This is a genomic window from Rhizobium sp. NLR16a (assembly GCF_017948245.1).
Lineage (GTDB): Bacteria > Pseudomonadota > Alphaproteobacteria > Rhizobiales > Rhizobiaceae > Rhizobium.
Window position 1 is genome coordinate 4,013,637 of record NZ_CP072865.1, and the last position, 20,904, is coordinate 4,034,540.

Sequence of the window (20,904 nt, forward strand, 5' to 3'; positions counted from 1 at the left end):
GTTGCTTCGCAACTACGTCGCGGCAGCCTCCGCCTCCTTCTCGCCCTCGTCCCGTCAAGCCTTCCGGCTTGCCAAGCCGAAGCTCGAAGAGCGTAGGCTGGTGGAGCTAAGCGGGATCGAACCGCTGACCTCTTGCATGCCATGCAAGCGCTCTCCCAGCTGAGCTATAGCCCCATCAAGGCGGTCCGGCATGGCCGGTCCTGGGATGCTCCGGAGGGCGTTCCCTCTGGAGTGGCGGCTTCTTACTTGCGGTTTTCGCAGATAGCAAGCCCAAAAAAACCGACCCGGAATTTTTTTGTTGTCCGGGCCGGCATTTGTCCGATCAGACTTCGTCTTCGTCGCCGGTCACGCCGATAATGTCGCTCATGTCGTCATCGTCGTCGTCTTCGTCGGGCGTGAGGAAAGTGTCGTCATCGTCGTCGCCTTCGATTTCGACATCGTCGTCGCCCATGTCCGGAATGTCGTCGCCAGAGGCGCCGTCGTCGGCATCCTCAAGCGAAACCAGTTCGACTTCGGTGTTTTCGGTATCGACTTCCGCGACCTCGTCTTCTTCGGCAACCTCAGCGATCGCCGAGGTTTCCTCGAAGAAGGACAGGGGATAGGACTTGCCGGTATAAGGGGAAACGATCGGATCCCGGTTCAGATCATAAAACTTCTTGCCGGTTTCCGGATCGGTGCGCTTGGTTCCAAGTTCCGCTTTCGCCACTATAAGCCTCGTGAGAATGGCCGAATCCGCGATTCGGCAAAATGCCGTGCAAGCCGGCGTTCCATCGGAATTTATAAGCCGGTCCCCTTAATCGCTGTGGCTTCCCATGTCAAAGCCAAACTTTATCATCTCGGCGCGGGCGTTTTGGCCTGCAGACGGATGACCGCTCATGGTGTTTGTGGTAACGAGCCGCGGCAGTAGAAGAAGCGGGCGAAGGCAGCAGCCGGCCAGGCCGACGCTTCGGAAGAAATGTGCTGCAGTTACAGAGGATTACGGGATGCATGGCTCTGCGCCGCAGCCCACCGCCAGCTTCCAGCTGTTCCAGCCGCATCCGCGCAAGACGACCCCTTTGGCGCCATACGGCGCATCATTGCAGGATTGATCCCATGGCAACAAAGAGTTTCACCATCGCCATCGACGGCCCGGCGGCGGCCGGCAAGGGGACGCTTTCGCGTCTTATCGCTGAACGATACGGCTTTCACCATCTCGACACGGGGCTGACCTACCGCGCAACGGCCAAGGCGCTGCTCGATGCCGGCCTGCCGCTCGACGACGAGGCGGTGGCCGAAAAGATCGCGCGGGAGGTTGAACTCGCCGGACTGAATCGCGATATACTTTCCCGACACGAGATCGGTGAAGCTGCCTCGAAAATCGCCGTCATGCCGGCGGTGCGCCGGGCGCTGGTCGAGGCGCAGCGCCGGTTTGCGGCAAAGACGCCGGGCACGGTGCTCGATGGGCGCGATATCGGCACGGTCGTATGCCCGGATGCGCCGGTCAAGCTCTATGTGACGGCGTCGCCGGAGGTGCGCGCCAGACGCCGTTACGACGAGATCCTGGGCAAGGGGGCGACGGCGGATTTGGAGGCGATTTTCGAAGACGTCAAGCGGCGCGACGAACGCGACATGGGGCGGGCCGACAGCCCTTTGAAACCAGCTGATGATGCGCACTTGCTTGATACGTCGGAAATGAGTATAGAGGCCGCGTTTCAAGCCGCTCAATCGATCATCGATGCGGTCTTGAACCGAAATGCCTAAATTCAAGCGATTTTGCATGCTCAGACGCATGGATCGCTTTAATGCAGCCTGAAATTCCGTCCAAGCGCCGGATTGCCTTCGTCAGAGAAGGCGGACTGGGTTCAGGCCCATTCAACACGAACCAACCGGCGCATACGTGGGCCTTGACGCTATCGAAGGCCACGCAGGAGATTTTATGTCAGTAGCAACTCCCTCTCGCGAGGATTTCGCGGCCCTTCTCGAAGAGTCCTTTGCCAAAAACGATCTGGCTGAAGGCTATGTCACCAAGGGCATCGTCACGGGCATCGAAAAGGATGTCGCCGTTGTCGACGTCGGCCTCAAGGTCGAAGGCCGCATCGCGCTCAAGGAATTCGGCGCACGCGCCAAGGACGGTTCGCTGAAGGTCGGCGACGAAGTCGAAGTCTATGTCGAGCGCATCGAAAACGCGCTTGGTGAAGCCGTTCTGTCGCGCGAGAAGGCTCGCCGCGAAGAAAGCTGGATCAAGCTCGAAGCCAAGTTCGAAGCCGGCGAGCGCGTCGAAGGCGTGATCTTCAACCAGGTCAAGGGCGGCTTCACGGTCGACCTCGACGGTGCGATCGCCTTCCTGCCGCGTTCGCAGGTCGACATCCGCCCGATCCGCGACGTGACCCCGCTGATGCACAACCCGCAGCCCTTCGAAATCCTCAAGATGGACAAGCGCCGCGGCAACATCGTGGTTTCGCGCCGCACGGTCCTGGAAGAGTCCCGTGCCGAGCAGCGTTCTGAAATCGTTCAGAACCTCGAAGAAGGCCAGGTTGTCGACGGCGTCGTCAAGAACATCACCGATTACGGTGCGTTCGTCGACCTCGGCGGCATCGACGGCCTGCTGCACGTCACCGACATGGCATGGCGCCGTGTGAACCATCCGTCGGAAATCCTGAACATCGGCCAGCAGGTCAAGGTTCAGATCATCCGCATCAACCAGGAAACCCACCGCATCTCGCTCGGTATGAAGCAGCTCGAGTCCGATCCGTGGGATGGCATCCAGGCCAAGTATCCGGAAGGCAAGAAGATCTCCGGTACCGTTACGAACATCACCGACTACGGTGCGTTCGTCGAGCTGGAGCCGGGCATCGAAGGCCTGATCCACATCTCGGAAATGTCCTGGACCAAGAAGAACGTTCACCCCGGCAAGATCCTGTCCACGAGCCAGGAAGTCGAAGTCGTCGTTCTCGAAGTCGATCCGTCCAAGCGCCGTATCTCGCTCGGCCTCAAGCAGACGCTGGAAAACCCGTGGGCAGCATTCGCCCGCAGCCATCCGGCCGGCACTGAAGTTGAAGGCGAAGTCAAGAACAAGACCGAATTCGGCCTGTTCATCGGCCTCGACGGCGATGTCGACGGCATGGTGCACCTCTCCGACCTCGACTGGAACCGTCCGGGCGAACAGGTCATCGAGGAGTTCAACAAGGGTGACGTCGTCAAGGCCGTCGTTCTCGACGTCGATGTCGAGAAGGAACGCATCTCGCTCGGCATCAAGCAGCTCGGCAAGGATGCTGTTGGTGAAGCAGCAGCTTCCGGCGACCTGCGCAAGAACGCCGTTGTTTCCTGCGAAGTCATCGCCATCAACGATGGCGGCATTGAAGTGAAGCTCGTCAACCACGAGGACATCACGTCCTTCATCCGTCGCGCCGATCTCGCCCGCGACCGCGACGAGCAGCGTCCTGAGCGTTTCTCGGTCGGCCAGGTCGTCGACGCCCGCGTCACCAACTTCTCCAAGAAGGACCGCAAGATCATGCTGTCCATCAAGGCCCTGGAGATTGCGGAAGAGAAGGAAGCCGTCGCTCAGTTCGGTTCGTCCGACTCGGGCGCTTCGCTCGGCGACATCCTGGGCGCAGCCCTGAAGAACCGCGGCGGCGAATAAGCCTCGCAGTCACGTCTGAAATGCGGAACCCGCCGGAGCGATCCGGCGGGTTCTTCATTTTCAGGTGATGAAAGCCGCTATTCCCAGCCGGCCATGCGCTGATAAAGCGCGTAGACCGGATCGGCTGCAGTGTCGGGCCGATATGCCGACGGCTCGGTATCGATCATCCTCGGCGTCCTGCGCTCGGGTGCCGCCTCCGCCCCTTCAGCATCGGGTTCGGCATCCTCGCCGCCGGATTGCGCCTGCTGCTCGTCCTGCGGCGCACCGTCCTGGTGATGGTGATGCTGGTGGCTCGTTTCACCGGCCTTTTCGTTCGACGGCGTATCCTTGGCGAACTGATAAGGCAGCTGAGCATAGGCAAAGCCCTCCGCCACCTTGGCCGCGAGCGGCACATAAGAGGCCTCCGCCATGTCGGGCAGCGGCATCGGTTGCGGCTGTGCGGCAATTTCTTTCGGCTGGCGGGCAGCCGCAGCCGTGGCCCCGGGTTCCATCTGAGACAGGTGGGGCATTGCGGACTGTCGAGCATCGGCAGCGGCCAGATCTGCCGGCTGTCTCGTCAAGGTCTCCTTCGCTTCGCTGATGACGGCCTCGTCGAGAATGGCATCGACCTCCACCGCCGCCTCGACGGGACCATCCTCCTGCACCGTTTCGACGTCCTGCTCACGGATGATGGTTACGATCATCTCGGAGACCGCTTCGGTCATGGAGGCGAGGATTCCCGTCCAGTTCCGGGGAATGAGAGGATCGGCTTTTTCCGACGTTGCGAGAGGCTGAATGACCGGCGGCTCCGTCACCTCGGCCGTGTCGTCACCCGCACGCGGCTCTGCCGGCACTGATTGCCGGGCTTCGACCTTCGGGGCAAGCTCTGCTTTTGTCACCGAAGCGGAGCGAATCCAGTTTTCAGACTGCGAAATTTCAGGATCCGCGGCTTCCACGGCTGCGGCGCTCACCGCTTCCTCGCTTGCCGCAAGCAGGGCGGTCTCGATCAATTTGCCGGCTGGTTCAGATTGCGTTTCCGCCGGCTGGCGGATCGCGGCGAGCAGGCTGGCTTCATGCAGCTGGATCTCGGGCCGGGCTTCGGCGCGCATCGGCGAAGCATCGTTCTGACCATAGGATCGGACGACGGCGCGGGCAGCGAGATCACGGTCCTTGTAGCGCACGATTTCCAGATAGGCGATGATACGCGCCGCCTCAGGCCCTGTCGGATTCTTCAAGGCTTCCGCGATCGTCCGAAGCGGCAGACTGTGCCCCTGCGCGCTCAGCTGGCCTTCGACCTCATCGATCCTGGCGGTCGGCAGCCCGCGGATGGCATCGGCGAGCCGGGAGGCGAAGGCGGAATTGCTCTCGTCCTCGCCGCGATCGAGCGAGATCGAGCGGCCAGCCGCATCGATGACATCGAAAAGGGCTTCAACCATGCGCTCGCGCGCCGCAAGGAGCAGGATATTGAGCTTGCCGGCAATGGCGGAATTCAGCTCAGTGGCCTCGACCGCGTTGACGGGCGCGGGGGCAATCACCGAACGGTCAGGACTGCCGGCCACGATCGCCGCAGTCTGGCCCTGAGATGAAAAGCTTGCATTGGACGCTGCACGAACGGGGGTCAGCATGGCATGCCTTTCGTAAAGTGACGATGAAAGCAGGCTCTATGAAAGGACCGCGCTCATCCGGTCCCTTGCATCCCGAGCAGATCCTCCTGTCCGCATGACGCAAGCGGCGCCATCGAATGCCTAAAAATTAAATCGAATATTAAGAAACAGAGATTAACGAATCGCTAACGCCGGCGGATCAGTTCACCCGCGACCGCAGACAGTGAAGATTGACGGCAATTCGCTCAGCTGTGAGCGAAGATATCGGCCTCTTCCCAGCCGAGCAGGTCGAGCTTGGCGCGCGTCGGCAGGAATGCGAAGCAGGCCGTGGCATGATCGAACCGGCCGTCGCGGATCAGGCGGGCCGTCAGCTTGTCGCGAAGCGCGTGCAAGTAAAGCACGTCGGAAGCGGCATATTCGAGCTGGGCCGGCGACAGCGTCTCGGCCGCCCAATCGGACGATTGCTGCGCCTTGGAGACATCGACGTCGAGCATTTCCTTGAGATTGTCCTTGAGGCCGTGGCGATCGGTGTAGGTGCGGCAGAGGCGCGAGGCGATCTTGGTGCAGAATACCGGGTTCGTCGTGACGCCGAAGGTATGGAAGAGCACGGCAATATCGAAGCGGCCGTAATGAAAGATCTTCTGGTGCGTGGGATCTTCGAGCAGAGCGACGAGATTGGGGGCCTCTTTCTGGCCGGCCGCGATGCGGATGATGTCGGCGGTGCCGTCACCCGGAGAAAGCTGGACGACGCAGAGACGATCCCGCCGCGGCACCAGGCCCAGCGTCTCGGTATCGATCGCGATCGCGCCGGTGTAGCGGGCCGCGTCGGCCGCGGAAATATCGCCTTCGTGATAACGGATGGTGGCGGCCATGAGACTGTCTTTCGTTCGGATATTCTCCACTCGCGCTATAGCGCAAAGGCACACATTGCGAAACTGCTTCCTGCTGCGGCTGGTTCAGAATGTCGGCGGCGTGTTGATCCAGAGAAGCACGGTTTCGCCATCGTGGCGGTTGCGCCAGGAATGGTAGCGGCGGCTTTCGAAATACAGTGAATCGCCCGGGCCGAGATCGAAGAACTGATCGCTGTCGAGCACCAGTTCCAGCCGGCCGGACAGGACATGCATGAATTCCTCGCCTTCGTGGCGATAGGCGCCCTCGCTGGCAGCGCCCGGCGCCAGCACGAAACGATGGCAATCCATCATCCTGCGGCCTTCGGCAAGCAACTGCACCGTAACCCCGGGGGTCGTTTCCGGCCAGGTGCGCCACTCGCCGGCGCGTATCACTGCCGGCACCTCCACGCTTTCCTCGCCGGAGAGGCGGGAGACGGTGGTGGCGTAATATTCGGCGAGGTCGTGCAGCGTCTTGAACCCGACGCCTTGCGAGGTGCGCTCCAGCGTCGAGAGCGTCGACGCGGTGATGCCAATATCACCGGCCACCTGATCGAGGGTCTTGCCTGCGGCGTGGCGGAGGCTCCGCAGTTTCCGGCCGAGGCCGGAATCCTGGCCGGGTTCGGCACTGTCCGCGGAGGGTTCCTCGCTCTCCAGCGCCTCTCGGATTGCTGCCGGATTGAGACCGCGCTCGACCCGGTACCAGGAGATGCGCTTCAGCCGCGCCACGTCGTCGGCGCTATATTGCCGATGGCCGGTTTCGGAGCGGCCGGGAACGACCAGGCCCTGGCTTTCCCAGAGGCGCAGCGTCGAGGCGGAGACTCCCGCCAGCCGCGCGGCCTCCGCTACCTTGTAGCGCACAGGCCCGTTGTCACTCATCAGCCAATACCCCGATTCTCGTTGCGCGAGCATTCATCAAATCGCGTGATGTTTGAAGCAAAAAATGCCGCTTGTTTTCTTGCAGAAAAAATGTAGGAATTTCCAGAGATTCTTACAGAACTTATGTAAGATAATTCCAAAAACCTTCAACACGGGAGCAGATCGATGACCGCGACAAGCCTTACCGACCGGAAGAACGCCGCGATTTCACGCGGCGTCGGCATGACTACCCAGATCTATGCGGATCGCGCAGAGAATGCCGAAATCTGGGACAAGGAGGGCCGCCGCTATATCGATTTCGCCGCCGGCATCGCCGTGCTCAACACCGGCCACCGCCACCCCAAGGTCATTGCGGCGGTCAAGGATCAGCTCGACCGCTTCACCCATACCTGCCACCAAGTGGTGCCCTACGAGAACTACGTCAGCCTCGCCGAGCGCTTGAACGCCCTGGTGCCCGGCAATTTCCAGAAAAAGACCATCTTCGTCACCACTGGCGCCGAGGCGGTCGAGAACGCCGTCAAGATCGCCCGTGCCGCGACCGGCCGCTCGGCCGTCATCGCCTTCGGCGGCGGCTTCCACGGCCGCACCTTCATGGGCATGGCGCTGACCGGCAAGGTCGTGCCCTACAAGGTCGGCTTCGGCGCGATGCCCGGCGATGTCTTCCATGTTCCTTTCCCCGTCGAACTGCATGGCGTCTCCGTCGATCAGTCGCTTGCGGCGCTGAAGAAACTCTTCGCCGCCGATGTCGATCCGCAGCGTGTCGCAGCCATCATCCTCGAGCCGGTGCAGGGTGAAGGCGGCTTCTATCCGGCGCCCGCAGCCTTCATGAAAGCCCTGCGCGAACTTTGCGACCAGCATGGCATCCTGCTGATCGCCGATGAGGTGCAGACCGGTTTTGCCCGCACCGGCAAGATGTTCGCGATGGATCACCACGAGGTGGCCGCCGACCTGACGACGATGGCGAAAAGCCTCGCCGGCGGCTTCCCACTTGCTGCCGTCACCGGCCGCGCCGAAATCATGGACGCGCCGGGGCCGGGCGGGCTCGGCGGCACCTATGGCGGCAATCCGCTCGGTATCGCCGCTGCCCATGCCGTCCTCGACGTCATCAAGGAGGAGGATCTCTGCAACCGCGCGAACCTGCTCGGCGGGCGGCTGAAGCAGCGGCTGGAATCCTTGCGTGAAAAGGTGCCGGAGATCGCCGATATTCGCGGACCGGGCTTCATGAACGCCGTCGAATTCAATGACCGGAGGACGGGATTGCCGAGTGCTGATTTCGCCAACAAGGTGCGGCTGACAGCGCTCGACAAGGGGCTGATCCTGCTCACCTGCGGCGTCCATGGAAACGTCATCCGCTTCCTCGCGCCGATCACCATCCAGGACGAGGTCTTCGGCGAGGCGCTCGACATTCTCGAGACCTCGATGCTGGAGGCGAGTGCCGCCAGCTAGCGCCGATCGAACCCGGATTTCAATGGCGCCGGCGATCGGCAGCCGCTCCCAAGGAGATATGATATGGCTTTCACTACCGCACTGACCAGGCACATTGCCTTTTCCTCGCCGCTGCTGCGCGATGCCGGCTATATCAACGGCGTCTGGACGTCGGGCGACGCCGCAAAGACCTTCGACGTTCTGAACCCGGCAACCGGCGAGCTGCTCGCCTCCCTCCCCGATATGGGCGCAGCCGAAACGCGGGCGGCGATCGATGCGGCCTATGCTGCCCAGCCGGCCTGGGCTGCCCGCCCCGCCAAGGAACGCAGCCAGATCCTGCGCAAATGGTTCGACCTGATCGTCGCCAATGCCGACGCGCTCGCGGCGATCCTGACGGCCGAAATGGGCAAGCCCTTCCCCGAAGCGCGCGGTGAGATCCTTTATGCCGCCGCCTATATCGAATGGTATGCGGAAGAGGCCAAGCGCATCTACGGCGAGACGATCCCGGCGCCTTCCCAGGATAAGCGCATGATCGTCATCAAGCAGCCGGTCGGCGTCGTCGGCACGATCACACCGTGGAATTTCCCGGCGGCGATGATTGCCCGCAAGATCGCCCCGGCGCTTGCCGTCGGCTGCACTGTCGTCTCGAAGCCGGCCGAGCAGACTCCGCTGACTGCGATTGCCCTCGCCGTGCTCGCCGAACAGGCCGGCATTCCCGCCGGCGTCTTCAATCTGATCGTCGGGCTCGACGGGCCGGCAATCGGCCGAGAGCTCTGCGGCAATGAGAAAGTGCGCAAGATCAGCTTCACCGGCTCGACGGAAGTCGGCCGCATCCTGATGCGGCAATGCGCTGACCAGATCAAGAAGGTGAGCCTGGAGCTCGGTGGCAACGCGCCGTTCATTGTCTTCGACGATGCCGATCTCGACGCCGCCGTCGAGGGCGCGATCGCCTCCAAATATCGCAATGCCGGCCAGACCTGCGTTTGCGCCAACCGCCTCTATATCCAGTCCAGCGTCTATGACGCCTTTGCCGCGAAGCTTGCCGCCAAGGTCGCCGAGTTGTCGGTCGGGGACGGGTTCAAGCCCGGTGTCGAGATCGGGCCGCTGATCGACGAGCAGGGTCTTGCCAAGGTGGAGGACCATGTCGGCGACGCGCTGGCCAAGGGCGCCAAGGTTCTGACCGGCGGCAAGCGCATCGACGGCGCCGGCACCTTCTTTGCGCCGACGGTGCTGACCGGCGTGACCCGCGGCATGACGGTGGCGCGCGAGGAAACCTTCGGGCCGGTGGCGCCGCTCTTCCGCTTCGAGACGGCCGAGGACGTCATCGCTCAGGCCAACGACACCGAATTCGGCCTGGCCGCCTACTTCTATGCCGGTGACCTGAAGAAGGTCTGGCGGGTGGCGGAGGCGCTGGAATACGGCATGATCGGCATCAATACCGGGCTGATGTCATCCGAGACGGCGCCCTTCGGCGGCATCAAGCAATCCGGTCTCGGCCGCGAGGGCTCCCGCCATGGCGCCGACGATTATCTAGAGATGAAATATCTCTGCATTGGCGGCGTCTGATCGGCCCCTGTACCGAGAGCACGCGGCATTCCGCCGCGTGTTTTCAATAATGCGGCGGACGAGTGATGGCCGGCGCGTCCAGCGACTGCTCCTCCAGCGACAGGAAGCGTTCTGTCAACCGTTCGAGCTTGGTGCGCATCTGCTCCACGCTCTTCCATTGTTCGGCGAGCTGATCGGAAAGCTCCTCGATCGTCTTTGCCTGATGGGCCAGCATTTCCTCCAGCCGGGTGATGCGGTTGGTCTCGTCGGACATCGATCCTCCTTTGCCGACACCGGCAGAACAGATGGTTCTCCCAAACCGGAAATAGGCCGCCGCGTCAATGTTTTCGATCCCCGGCGCGGCCATGCGCAAAACTGAACCGTTTGGTTACTGAAAGACCTTGCCGTGCCCGATGTAGTGGGGTAGGCCCTAATCCATCAGGGAGGAATACTGATGGATGCAGGCAACGGCTTTCTTCATCCGGACCGGCTCTTTCCGGCCGACCCGGCGACACGGACCATCGCGCGAGACCTCTACGAGACGGTGCGCAATCTTCCGATCGTCAGCCCGCATGGGCACACCGAGCCGTCCTGGTTCGCCGACGATAAGCCGTTTGAAGACGCCGCTTCGCTGCTGGTCATTCCCGATCACTATCTTTTCCGCATGCTGCACAGCGTCGGCGTCACCTTGGACGAGCTCGGTGTTCCCAGGCTCGACGGCAAGCCGGTGGCTGAGGGGCGGGCGATCTGGCGGACCTTTGCCAAGCATTACCATCTCTTCCGCGGAACGCCCTCGAGCCTCTGGGTTGATCATGCAATGTCGGCCGTGCTCGGCTGCACCGAACCGCTGACGGCGGATAATGCCGATGCGCTTTACGATCACATCAATGCCCAGCTCGCCCGTCCCGAATTCCGCCCGCGGGCGCTGCATCAGCGATTCGGCATCGAAACGATCGCGACGACCGAAGGTGCGCTCGACCCGCTTGTCCATCACCAGAAGATGGCGGCGGAGGGCTGGATCGGTAAGGTGCGCACCACCTACCGGCCGGACAGCGTCACCGATCCTGATGCCGTCGGTTTCCGCGACAATCTCCTCAAGTTCGGAGAAATCACCGGCGCCGACGTGACGAACTGGGACGGCCTGATCGAGGCGCATCGGCGCCGGCGCGCCTATTTCCGCAAGTTCGGCGCGACTGCCACCGATCACGGCGTGCCGACAGCCTTCACCGCTGATCTGCCACTGGCCGAAAAGCAGGCGTTGCTCGACAAGGCATTGAAGGGCCCGCTTTCGGCTGTTGAGGCCGAGCTTTTCCGCGGCCAGATGATGACCGAGATGGCCGGTCTCTCGGCCGAGGACGGCATGGTGATGCAGATCCATGCCGGCTCGCGACGCAATACCGACAGCGGACTCTTTGCCACCCGCGGCCCCAATATGGGCGCCGATATCCCGACACGCACGGACTGGGTCGGAGGCTTGAATGCGCTGCTTTCCAAATATGGCCATGCGCCGGGCCTGCGCATCCTGCTTTTCACGCTCGACGAGACGACCTATGCGCGAGAGCTGGCGCCGATGGCCGGCCATTGGGCCTGCCTGATGGTGGGCCCGCCCTGGTGGTTCCATGACAGCCCGCTCGGCATCCGTCGCTATCTCGACCAGGTGGTAGAGACGGCCGGTTTCGCCAATATGGCAGGTTTCAACGATGACACGCGGGCGCTGCTGTCGATCCCGGCCCGCCACGACGTCTGGCGCCGTGAAGTCTGCCGCTTCCTCGCTCAACTCGCAGCCGAGCATCGGATTTCCGGGAAGGAAGCCGAGATCGTGGCGCGTGAACTCTCCTATGACAATGCAAAGAAGGCCTACAAGCTGTGAGCGACAGACTGCAGAACGTGACCGGCCTTGCGCCGACGGCGAAGCTTCCCGCCTATAACAGGAATGCGCTGAAGGCTGGCATCCTGCATCTCGGCCCGGGCGCCTTCTTCCGCGCCCATTTCGCGCCCTTCACGGATGCTGCACTCGCAGCAGCCGGCGGCGACTGGGGCATTGAGGTGGCGAGCCTGCGCACGCCCGATGTCGCGGACAATCTCTCCGCCCAGAACGGGCTTTATACGATGCTGATCCGCGATACATCAGGCACGACGGCCGAAGTGATCGGCTCGATCCTGAAGGCGCATGTGGCGCCACGCGATCCGGCCGGCCTGCTGGCGCGGCTCGAGGACCCTGCCATCCGCATCGTCAGTATGACGGTCACGGAAAAGGCCTATGGCTTCGATCCCGCAACCGGCGGCCTCGACCTCAAGCATCCCGATGTCGTTGCCGACCTCGCCAATCGGCATGCGCCGCGCGGCGTCATCGGTTATCTCGTCGAAGGACTGGCGCGCCGACGGCAGAAGGGCATCGCCCCCTTTACGCCGCTCAGCTGCGACAATCTGCCGAGCAACGGCGCCGTGCTGAAACGCCTCGTGCTGGAATTCACTTCGCGCATCGATGCCGACCTGCATCGCTGGATCGAAGCGAATGTGCCCTTCCCCTCGACGATGGTCGACCGCATCACGCCGGCAAGCACCGAAGCGACCTATGCCGATGCCGAGCGGCTGACGGGCCGCACCGACATGGCGGCGGTCGAGACGGAACCCTTTACGCAATGGGTCATCGAAGACCATTTCGCCAATGGCCGTCCGGCCTGGGAAAAGGTACGCGGCGCGCTGATGGTCGAGGAAGTCTCGGCTTACGAAAAAATGAAGCTCAGGATGCTGAACGGAGCCCATTCGCTGCTCGCCTATCTCGGTTATATCGGCGGCTATGAATTCATCCGAGACGTTATGGATGATGCCGGCCTGGCGGCGCTTGCCTACCGCCACATGCACGCGGCGGCGCGCACACTGGACGCGGTGCCGGGCATCGATCTCGATGACTACGCCAATGAATTGATAGCACGCTTTGCAAATAAGGCGATCGCGCACCGCACCTATCAAATCGCCATGGACGGCACGCAGAAACTGCCACAGCGGCTGCTGGAGCCGGCATGCGAGGCGCTTGCCCTTGGCGACCGGGCGGAGACCTACGCGATCGCCGTCGCGGCGTGGATGCGTTATGCGATCGGCGAACATGGCAATGGCGAGCGCTATGAGCTGCGCGATCCCCGCGCTGCTGAGATCGCCGCGCTGATTGCCGACGTCCCGCGCACCGGCCCGGCGATTTCGGCGGCGCTCTTCACCCTCCCCGGCCTTTTCCCGGCGGCTTTGACCGGACATCGGGCCTGGACGCAGGATGTCTCGGACAAGTTGGAGATCCTAATCCAGGACGACCGGCTGCCGCTGTTTTAAGAAGTGTGAGTCTTTTCGGCAAAAGAGAGGGTGTGCCACACGGCATACCCTCTCCTCCGTCATCGCTGTGCTCGTCACAGGGATCCAGTGCGCCCAAGTCCCTGGGCGCGGGGAACTCTATTCAGGCCGTAGGAAGTTCAGGGTTGCTCTTTCTTCTCCGCCATACCGCATGGTCAAGCCTTCACCCGCGTCATATCGGGATCGTAGAGCGGCGCCAGCGACACCTTGCAGGGAATGCGCTCCCTGGCGACATCGAGTTCATAAGTGCCGGCGAGAACGAAATCCTCCGTCACGCCCTCCGGGTCGCGGACATAGCCGTAGCCGATCGCCTTCCCAAGCGTATAACCGAAGCCGCCGCTCGAGAGCCAGCCGACACGTTTGCCGTTGCGATAGATGGTTTCACGGCCGAGCAGCACGGTATCGGGATCGTCGGGAACGAAGCAGGCGAGGCGCTTCTTGACGCCGTCTGCAAGCTGCCGCTCGATCGCCTCGCGGCCGCGGAACGGAATGTTCTTCCTGATCTTCACCGCCCAGCCGAGGCCGGCTTCAACCGGCGTGTGGTCGGGGCCGATATCGGAGCCCCAGGCGCGATAGCCCTTTTCCAGGCGGCAGCTCTCGATGGCGCGATAGCCGGCATTGACGAGGCCGAATTCGCCGCCTGATGCCATCAGCACGTCATAGACCGTGGTCGCATATTCAATGGGAACATGCAGTTCGTAGCCGAGCTCGCCGACATAGGTGATGCGCAATGCTCGCACCGGGCAGCCCGATATGCCGATGGTTCTGACATGACCGAAGGGGAAGGCGGCATTCGAGACATCGCTGCCTGTCACCTTTTCCAGCACCGCGCGTGCATTCGGTCCCATCAGCGACAGCACGGAATAGGCCGAGGTGACCTCGACCAGCTCGGCATGCATCTCCGCCGGAATATTGCGGGCGATCCAATTGAAGTCGTGGGTGGCGAAACCGGTGCCGGTGACGATGTAATATTCGTCCTCGGCGATGCGGGCGACGGTCAGATCGCATTCGATTCCGCCCTTGTCGTTCAGCATCTGCGTGTAGATGAGCGATCCCACGGGCCTTGCAACATCGTTGGCGGCAATCCAGGAGAGTGCCGCCTCGGCATCCCTGCCCTTCAGCACGAATTTGGCGAAGGAGGTCTGGTCGAAGATGACGGCCGCCTCGCGCACCGCCTTATGCTCGCGACCGACGGCATCGAACCAGTTCTGCCTGCCGTAGCTGTAGATATCCTTCGGCTCCTCATTGGCGAAGAGATCGGCAAACCAATTCGGCCGCTCCCAGCCGAGCTTTTCGCCGAAACAGGCGCCTTGCGCCTTCAGCCGGTCATAGAGCGGCGATTTGCGGCAGGGGCGGCCGCTCGAATGCTCCTCGAAAGGCCAGGCCATGGTGTAGTGCTTGCCATAGGCTTCGAGCGTGCGGGTGCGCACCCAGTCGGTATCGAAGTGCGGGCGACCGAAGCGGCGGATGTCGACCGGCCAGAGATCATAGGGCGGCTCGCCCTTCGTCACCCATTCGGCGAGCGCCATGCCGGCGCCGCCGGCCGAGGCAATGCCGAAGGCGTTGAAACCGGCGCCGACGAAGAAGTTCTTCAGCTCCGGCGCCTCACCGAGAATGAAGTTACCGTCAGGCGTAAAACTTTCCGGGCCGTTCAGCAACTGCTTGACGCCGACATCCTCCAGCGCCGGAACGCGGCCGAGCGCTTGTTCCATGATCTGCTCGAAATGGTCGAAATTGCTATCCAGCAGCGTGTAATGGAAACCCTCCGGGATGCCCTGCTTCGCCCAGGGAATGGGATTGGGCTCATAGCCGCCCATGATGATGCCGCCGACCTCCTCCTTGTAATAGGTCAGGCGATCGGGATCGCGCAGCGTCGGCAGGTTGGAGGGCACGCCGAAGGATTCGGTGATGATATATTGGTGCTCGACCGAGACCAGCGGCACGTTGACGCCGAAACGCTGGCCAAAGGCGCGCGTCCATTGGCCGGCGCAGACGACGACGCGCTCGCATTCGATACGTCCCTCGGCGGTCACAACGGCGCGGATTCGTCCCTTGTCGATCTCGAGGTCGAGGACTTCGGTATCCTCGAAGATCGAAACGCCTGCTATGCGGGCGCCTTTCGCCAGCGCCTGGGTGATATCGGAAGGATTGGCCTGACCGTCCGTCGGAAGGAAGGCGGCGCCGACGAGATCGTCAATCGTCATCAGCGGCCAGAGATCGAAAGCCTCCTGCGGCGTCAGCAACTGCATTTCGAGGCCGAAGGACTGGGCGGTGGTCGCCTGGCGCTTGACCTCCGTCCAGCGCTCCTCGTTGCAGGCAAGGCGCAGGCCGCCGTTCATCTTCCAGCCGGTGCCGAGGCCCGTTTCCTCTTCCAGCCGCTTGTAGAGATCGACGGAGTAGCCGAGCAACTGGGTGATGTTGGCGCTGGTGCGCAGCTGGCCGACGAGTCCGGCGGCATGAAAGGTGGTGCCCGAGGTCAGCTTCTTGCGTTCGAGCAGCACGGTATCGGTCCAGCCGAGCTTGCCGAGATGATAGGCTGTCGAGCAGCCGATGATGCCGCCGCCGATGACCACGGCCTTTGCCGTCTTCGGTAATTGTCTCGTCATTTATGGATCCTGTTCAAAGGCTTGATAGGCGCACTCGAAGCGCGCCAGATTCTCGGCCGTATAGGCGGCATAGTCGAAATCGATGGTGGAGTGGATTTCCGAAATCATGCTCCAGAGCGTCTCGCGCAGCAGCGAGGCGCATTTCATCGCGCCGTAGCGGCGGCTCAGCTCATCGGTCAGCGGCCGGTCGAAATAGCCCTCGAGCATCATCTGCTCGGCGGCTTGCGAGAACTCGTTGTTGGAGGCCAATCCGCCGAGATCGAACAGCGGCGTGTTGAAGCCGGCATAATCCCAGTCGATCAGCCAGAGCCGCTTGCCGTCATCGAGAAAATTGGCGGCCAGCAAATCGTTATGGCCGAAGGCGATCTCGAACGGCCCTGCCGCTGCTTCCAGCATCTCGGCCTTGCCGATCAACGCCGGCAGCAGCGGAAGGTGGAGGCTGCCCGATTCCTTCAGGCTGGCGGCGTAATCGCGGATGACGTGGAAGACCCAGAAGATCATCGCCGGGCCGCGGAAATGCCGCGCGATGTCATGGTGGCAGGCGCGCAGCAGCGGCACGACCCGGGCCAGCATGTCAGGTGCCCTGATATCCTCGGGCGACAGCGCCCGCGCCTCGACATAGTCGAGCACCAGCACCCCGGGCGAATGGTGGATGACGGCAGGCGACAGGCCGGCGGCATGCGCCGCGCGGCTTGCGGCAAGCTCGTTCTGCCTGATGATGTGGTGGATCGGAATATCGGCGCCGAGTCTCACCACGCAGCGCACGACGGCATCGCTAACCAGATAGTTCCTGTTGGTGATGCCACCGGATATTGGCGAAATTTCAATCGGACCCTGCCAGATGCCAAGCGCATGAATCCTATCCTCAGGCGTCATGCTATCCCCCTTGCGGCGCTTGCAAAATGATGGGGCAGAGCGGGATAGGCTGTCAAGCCGCGGCGCGCGTCCTTCCGGACGCGCGAAGGGGCTATAGGGTCAGATCGTCTTGCCGGCAGCGTCGAAGACGTGGCAGCGGGCCGGATCGAAGAAGGCCTGCACATTGGTGCCACGCTCGACCTTCTGCTGACCGTCGAGGGCAATCGTCAGGAGCTGTCCGTCCGGCGTCGTCGTATAGAGCATGGTGGCGCCGCCGAGATTTTCGACGAGATCGACATTGACGGTCGAAAGCGTGATGGTGCCCTGCGTGAGGGACAGATGCTCGGGGCGGATGCCGAAGGTGACGGCCTCGCCGGCCTCGCCCCTCAGCCGGCGCGGCAGGCGGACGGAATTGCCGCAGACATGAATACTGGTTTCGGCCCCGCCGACCTCTTCGATGCGCGCCTGCAAAAAGTTCATCTTCGGGCTGCCGATAAAGCCGGCGACGAAGCGGTTGGCCGGGTTGTTGTAGAGATCGAGCGGCGCGCCGACCTGCTCGATGCGGCCGGAATTCAAGACGACGATCTTGTCGGCCATCGTCATCGCCTCGACCTGGTCATGGGTGACGTAGATCATGGTGTTGCCAAGCTGCCGGTGCAGGCGGGAGATCTCGACACGCATCTGCACACGCAGTTCGGCATCGAGGTTCGACAGCGGTTCGTCGAACAGGAAGATGCGTGGCTCGCGCACGATGGCGCGGCCGATCGCCACGCGCTGGCGTTGGCCGCCGGAGAGCGCCTTCGGCTTGCGCTCCAGCAGCTTCTCGATCTGCAGGATTTCGGCGGCGCGCTTCACCTTCGGCTGGATCTCGGCCTTCTTGTAACCGGCCGTCTCCAGGCCGAAAGCGAGGTTCTTGTAAACCGACATGTGGGGATAGAGCGCATAGGACTGGAAGACCATGGCGATGCCGCGCTTGGCCGGCGCCACCTCGTTCATGCGCTCGCTGTCGAGCAGCAGCGCCCCACCGGTGATCTCCTCGAGGCCGGCGATCATGCGCAGAAGGGTCGATTTCCCACAGCCCGAGGGGCCGACGAAAACGACGAATTCGCCGGGATCGATCGCCAGGTCGATGCCATGGATCACATCCAGCGAGCCGTAGCGCTTCTCGACCTTCTGAAGAACGACACTGGTTGCCATCGTCTCAAAACCCTCTCTTTTGCAGGTTACTTCGTTCTTGCGCGCCAATCGGCGTATTTGGGACTGTCGGGACCGACCGGCAGCGGCACTTCGGCGCCGCTGTCCGATGACTGGTAGATGGCGGTGACGAGTTCCAGCGCGCGGCGCGCATCCTTCGATGTCACCGGCAACGGCCCCTGGCCGCTGAGGAAGGCATGGAACTGGCCCATCTGTGTGGTGAAACGCGGCGCGACGGGCTGCCAGTCGCCGACCACCCGATCGATCTTTTCGCGGACGTCATCGTTGGCGGCGATGATTTTCCAGGGATCCTTGCCTGGCGTGTAGGGTTCGTGCGTGCTTTCGAAGGTGACGTTTTCAAAATGCAGTCTCAGCCGGCTGATCTGTTCCTGCGAACCGAGCGTGCAGGACAGCGAGACGAAGGCGCCGTTTTCCATCAGCAGGCTGGCGGAGGCGCAGTCCTCGACCTCGATATCGTTGACACGGGTGGCCACCCGGCCGAAAACCCTTGCCGCCGGGCCCATCAAATGCATCAGCATATCATGCAGATGCAAGGCATGGGTGACGAGCACGCCGCCAAGCTCCGTCGCCCATTTGCCGCGCCAGGGCACGGCGTAATATTCGGGCTTGCGCAGCCAGAAGGTTTCGACAGATGCCGTATAGGGCTTGCCGGCAATGCCGGCATCGATGATCCGCTTGGCCTTCTGGATGCCGTCGCCGTAGCGGTACTGGAAGATCGGCATCAGCACGCCTTTGGCGGTTTTTTCCGCCTCCATGATGGTATCGACCCCGGCAAGGGAGCCCGTCAGCGGCTTTTCGCAGACGACGTGCTTGCCGGCCGCCAGGGCCGCGACCACCTGTTCCAGATGGATGCCGGGAGGGGTGCAGATATCGATGATGTCGATCGTGTCGTCGGCCAGCAGCGCCTGGAAAGAGGTGGTGCGGCGTTCGATGCCGAACTCGTCGCCGACGGCCGCCAGGCGTTCTTCGTTCAGATCGCAGATCGCCGTCACCTTGAACTTGTCGGAATGCGGCAGATAGCCTTCGACAATATGCGAACGGCCGATGCCGCAGCCGACGATCGCGACGGTCTTGATGCTCATGTCACTCTTTTCCACTACTGCCATCAGCGTTTCATGCCGGTCGTGGCGATGCCTTCGATCAGCAGGCGTTGGAAGAACAGGAAGAAGAAGAACACCGGCACCAGCGTCAGGGTCGACATGGCGAAGAGACCACCCCAATCCGACGCGCTGGTGGAATCCACGAAGGTGCGCAGGCCGAGCTGGATCGTGTAGGTGTTCATGTCGTTCAGGTAGATCAGTGGTCCGAAGAAATCGTCCCAGGTCCAGATGAAGGAGAAGATGGCGGCCGTTGCCAGCACCGGCAGCGACAGCGGCAGCATGATCTTCCAATAGATCCGCCAGGCGCTGCAGCCATCCATCATCGCCGCCTCGTCGAGTTCACGCGGGATGCCACGGAAGAACTGCACCATCAGAAAGATGAAGAAGGCGTCGCTTGCCAGGAACTTCGGCACGACAAGCGGCAGGATGGTGTTGACCCAGCCAAGGTTGAGGAAGAGCACATATTGCGGGATCAGCGTCACGTGATAGGGGATCATCAGCGTGCCGAGCATGATCGCGAACCAGAAATTCCGGCCGGCAAAACGCAGCCGCGCAAAGGCGAAGGCCGTCAGCGAACAGGCGATGACATTGCCGGTCACCACCAGCAGCGAGATGACGAGCGAATTCCAGAAGAACCGGCCGAAGCTGACATCGAGGCCGACCCAACCGCGCGCATAGGACGAGAAATCGATCGATGACGGAATGAGCGAGGTCGACGAAAAGATCTCGGTTTCCGGCCTGACCGATGCCGAGACCATCCACAACAGCGGATAGAGCATCAGAAGCGAGGCGGCGATCAGCAGGGCGTGGATCATGAGTGACCCGGGCAGGCTGCGTTTCGTGATGTCCGATGGCGGCCTGGCCGCGGTGACGGGAGCGGTCATCTCAGTCATCGTAATGCACCCAATAACGCGAGGTCAGGAAGGAGAAGGCGGTGAAGATCGCGATGATCACCACCAGGATCCAGGCGAGCGCCGAGGCGTAGCCCATGCGGAAATTGCCGAAGGCTTCCTGATAGAGGTAGAGCGTGTAGAATAGCGTCGAATTGATCGGCCCACCCGTGCCGCCCGATATGATGAAGGCCGGCGTGAAGGCCTTGAAGGCTTCGATCGTCTGGACGACGGCGTTGAAGAAGATCACCGGCGTCAGAAGCGGCAGCGTGATCTTGTAGAATTGACGGAATTTCGAGGCGCCGTCGAGACTTGCCGCCTCATACATATCCTGCGGGATCTGGCGCAGGCCGGCGAGGAAGATGATCATCGGCGAACCGAACTGCCAGACGGACAGCGCCACCAGCGTATAGATCGAATAATTCGGATGCGAGATCCAGCTTGGTCCTTCGATGCCGATCTGGGCGAGCGCGGCGTTGACGAGGCCGTCGCTGGCGAAAAGCTGGCGCCAGAGCACGGCGATCGCCACGCTGCCGCCGAGCAGTGACGGCAGGTAGAAGATGGCGCGATAAAAGGTCAGCCCGCGCAGGCCGCGGTTTAGCGCCATGGCGACCAGCAAGGCAAAGGTCAGCTTGAACGGCACCGAGAAGACGACATAAGTCAGGGTGACGTGCATGGCGGCGGAAAATTTCGGATCCGCCGTGGCGATGCGCACGTAATTCGCAATTCCCACCCACCGCGGCGACTGCAGCATGTCGAAGTCGGTGAAGGAGAGGTAGAGCGAAATCAGGGCCGGCCCGAGCGTCAGCCCGAAAAAGCCGATAAGCCACGGAAGGAGGAAGAGATAGCCGGGCGCGTTGGCGTTCCAGAGACGCCTGAAGCGTCCCTCGGCCACTGCGCCTTGATATCTTTCCACTGGTATGGCCCCTGCGGGCGTGCGCATCGCATTGCTCATACG

17 protein-coding genes and 1 tRNA gene are annotated in these 20,904 nt (G+C 62.3%); 6 read left to right on the forward strand and 12 right to left on the reverse strand.

From position 1 onward, the window contains the following. Positions 1–98 precede the first annotated feature (98 nt). Together J7U39_RS19500 and J7U39_RS19505 are read right to left on the reverse strand one after the other, a co-directional pair. Positions 99–174 (reverse strand) — tRNA-Ala (locus J7U39_RS19500). 148 nt (positions 175–322) lie between these two features. Then, the gene (locus J7U39_RS19505; protein WP_210629669.1) at positions 323–706 is read right to left on the reverse strand and encodes a TIGR02300 family protein; all 384 of its coding nucleotides are present in this window, start codon (positions 704–706) and stop codon (positions 323–325) included. Positions 707–1,092: 386 nt separating this feature from the next. On the opposite strand from J7U39_RS19505, the gene cmk reads away from it, so the two are divergent. Both cmk and rpsA read left to right on the forward strand, forming a co-directional pair. Further along, positions 1,093–1,740: a (d)CMP kinase gene (gene cmk / locus J7U39_RS19510; protein ID WP_210629670.1), complete on the forward strand. Its 648-nt coding sequence runs from the start codon at positions 1,093–1,095 to the stop codon at positions 1,738–1,740. A gap of 175 nt (positions 1,741–1,915) precedes the next feature. Further along, on the forward strand, positions 1,916–3,619 hold the full coding sequence (rpsA, locus tag J7U39_RS19515; protein WP_210629671.1) for a 30S ribosomal protein S1: 1,704 nt from the start codon (positions 1,916–1,918) through the stop codon (positions 3,617–3,619). A gap of 77 nt (positions 3,620–3,696) precedes the next feature. Here the strand turns inward: rpsA and J7U39_RS19520 are convergent, their stop codons facing one another. The 3 genes from J7U39_RS19520 to J7U39_RS19530 form a co-directional block, all read right to left on the reverse strand. Beyond that, entirely contained in the window at positions 3,697–5,223 is a 1,527-nt protein-coding gene (locus tag J7U39_RS19520; protein WP_210629672.1) for a hypothetical protein, read from the reverse strand. Between the two features lie 224 nt (positions 5,224–5,447). Beyond that, the gene (locus J7U39_RS19525; protein ID WP_064800202.1) at positions 5,448–6,074 is read right to left on the reverse strand and encodes a ribonuclease D; all 627 of its coding nucleotides are present in this window, start codon (positions 6,072–6,074) and stop codon (positions 5,448–5,450) included. A gap of 84 nt (positions 6,075–6,158) precedes the next feature. After that, on the reverse strand, positions 6,159–6,968 hold the full coding sequence (locus tag J7U39_RS19530) for a MerR family transcriptional regulator (protein ID WP_210629673.1): 810 nt from the start codon (positions 6,966–6,968) through the stop codon (positions 6,159–6,161). A gap of 165 nt (positions 6,969–7,133) precedes the next feature. On the opposite strand from J7U39_RS19530, the gene J7U39_RS19535 reads away from it, so the two are divergent. After that, a complete protein-coding gene (locus tag J7U39_RS19535; RefSeq protein ID WP_210629674.1) occupies positions 7,134–8,414 on the forward strand; it encodes a 4-aminobutyrate--2-oxoglutarate transaminase in 1,281 nt (426 codons plus the stop codon). 63 nt (positions 8,415–8,477) lie between these two features. After that, positions 8,478–9,959, forward strand: coding sequence for an NAD-dependent succinate-semialdehyde dehydrogenase (locus J7U39_RS19540; RefSeq protein ID WP_210629675.1), 1,482 nt, complete (start codon positions 8,478–8,480; stop codon positions 9,957–9,959). A 43-nt stretch (positions 9,960–10,002) separates the two neighbouring features. Here J7U39_RS19540 and J7U39_RS19545 read toward each other — a convergent pair whose 3' ends face one another. Further along, complete coding sequence (locus J7U39_RS19545) at positions 10,003–10,212, reverse strand: SlyX family protein (protein ID WP_210629676.1); 210 nt, start codon at positions 10,210–10,212, stop codon at positions 10,003–10,005. Between the two features lie 180 nt (positions 10,213–10,392). On the opposite strand from J7U39_RS19545, the gene uxaC reads away from it, so the two are divergent. Continuing rightward, a complete protein-coding gene (gene uxaC, locus J7U39_RS19550; protein ID WP_210629677.1) occupies positions 10,393–11,808 on the forward strand; it encodes a glucuronate isomerase in 1,416 nt (471 codons plus the stop codon). Continuing rightward, positions 11,805–13,262, forward strand: coding sequence for a mannitol dehydrogenase family protein (locus tag J7U39_RS19555; RefSeq protein ID WP_210629678.1), 1,458 nt, complete (start codon positions 11,805–11,807; stop codon positions 13,260–13,262). Before uxaC ends, J7U39_RS19555 begins: the two co-directional genes overlap by 4 nt. A gap of 173 nt (positions 13,263–13,435) precedes the next feature. Here J7U39_RS19555 and J7U39_RS19560 read toward each other — a convergent pair whose 3' ends face one another. From J7U39_RS19560 to J7U39_RS19585, 6 genes are all read right to left on the reverse strand, one after another. Continuing rightward, complete coding sequence (locus tag J7U39_RS19560) at positions 13,436–15,886, reverse strand: FAD-dependent oxidoreductase (protein WP_210629679.1); 2,451 nt, start codon at positions 15,884–15,886, stop codon at positions 13,436–13,438. Then, positions 15,887–16,762 carry a phosphotransferase gene (locus J7U39_RS19565; RefSeq protein ID WP_210629680.1) on the reverse strand — a complete coding sequence of 292 codons (876 nt, stop codon included), beginning with the start codon at positions 16,760–16,762 and terminating at the stop codon, positions 15,887–15,889. 99 nt (positions 16,763–16,861) lie between these two features. Then, complete coding sequence (gene ugpC / locus J7U39_RS19570; protein ID WP_210629681.1) at positions 16,862–17,938, reverse strand: sn-glycerol-3-phosphate ABC transporter ATP-binding protein UgpC; 1,077 nt, start codon at positions 17,936–17,938, stop codon at positions 16,862–16,864. A gap of 26 nt (positions 17,939–17,964) precedes the next feature. Then, complete coding sequence (locus tag J7U39_RS19575) at positions 17,965–19,062, reverse strand: Gfo/Idh/MocA family oxidoreductase (RefSeq protein WP_210629682.1); 1,098 nt, start codon at positions 19,060–19,062, stop codon at positions 17,965–17,967. Beyond that, positions 19,062–19,940, reverse strand: a complete 879-nt coding sequence (locus J7U39_RS19580; RefSeq protein ID WP_210631714.1) for a carbohydrate ABC transporter permease — start codon at positions 19,938–19,940, stop codon at positions 19,062–19,064. Before J7U39_RS19580 ends, J7U39_RS19575 begins: the two co-directional genes overlap by 1 nt. Position 19,941: 1 nt before the next feature. Further along, positions 19,942–20,901 carry a sugar ABC transporter permease gene (locus J7U39_RS19585; protein WP_210629683.1) on the reverse strand — a complete coding sequence of 320 codons (960 nt, stop codon included), beginning with the start codon at positions 20,899–20,901 and terminating at the stop codon, positions 19,942–19,944. Positions 20,902–20,904 lie beyond the last annotated feature (3 nt).

Coding starts and splice junctions, on each gene's coding strand:
- cmk (WP_210629670.1), top strand. CDS start 1,093: ATGGCAACAAAGAGTTTCACCATCGCCATCGACGGCCCGGCGGCGGCC.
- rpsA (WP_210629671.1), top strand. CDS start 1,916: ATGTCAGTAGCAACTCCCTCTCGCGAGGATTTCGCGGCCCTTCTCGAA.
- J7U39_RS19520 (WP_210629672.1), bottom strand. CDS start 5,223: ATGCTGACCCCCGTTCGTGCAGCGTCCAATGCAAGCTTTTCATCTCAG.
- J7U39_RS19525 (WP_064800202.1), bottom strand. CDS start 6,074: ATGGCCGCCACCATCCGTTATCACGAAGGCGATATTTCCGCGGCCGAC.
- J7U39_RS19530 (WP_210629673.1), bottom strand. CDS start 6,968: ATGAGTGACAACGGGCCTGTGCGCTACAAGGTAGCGGAGGCCGCGCGG.
- J7U39_RS19535 (WP_210629674.1), top strand. CDS start 7,134: ATGACCGCGACAAGCCTTACCGACCGGAAGAACGCCGCGATTTCACGC.
- J7U39_RS19540 (WP_210629675.1), top strand. CDS start 8,478: ATGGCTTTCACTACCGCACTGACCAGGCACATTGCCTTTTCCTCGCCG.
- J7U39_RS19545 (WP_210629676.1), bottom strand. CDS start 10,212: ATGTCCGACGAGACCAACCGCATCACCCGGCTGGAGGAAATGCTGGCC.
- uxaC (WP_210629677.1), top strand. CDS start 10,393: ATGGATGCAGGCAACGGCTTTCTTCATCCGGACCGGCTCTTTCCGGCC.
- J7U39_RS19560 (WP_210629679.1), bottom strand. CDS start 15,886: ATGACGAGACAATTACCGAAGACGGCAAAGGCCGTGGTCATCGGCGGC.
- J7U39_RS19565 (WP_210629680.1), bottom strand. CDS start 16,762: ATGACGCCTGAGGATAGGATTCATGCGCTTGGCATCTGGCAGGGTCCG.
- ugpC (WP_210629681.1), bottom strand. CDS start 17,938: ATGGCAACCAGTGTCGTTCTTCAGAAGGTCGAGAAGCGCTACGGCTCG.
- J7U39_RS19575 (WP_210629682.1), bottom strand. CDS start 19,062: ATGGCAGTAGTGGAAAAGAGTGACATGAGCATCAAGACCGTCGCGATC.
- J7U39_RS19580 (WP_210631714.1), bottom strand. CDS start 19,940: ATGACCGCTCCCGTCACCGCGGCCAGGCCGCCATCGGACATCACGAAA.
- J7U39_RS19585 (WP_210629683.1), bottom strand. CDS start 20,901: ATGAGCAATGCGATGCGCACGCCCGCAGGGGCCATACCAGTGGAAAGA.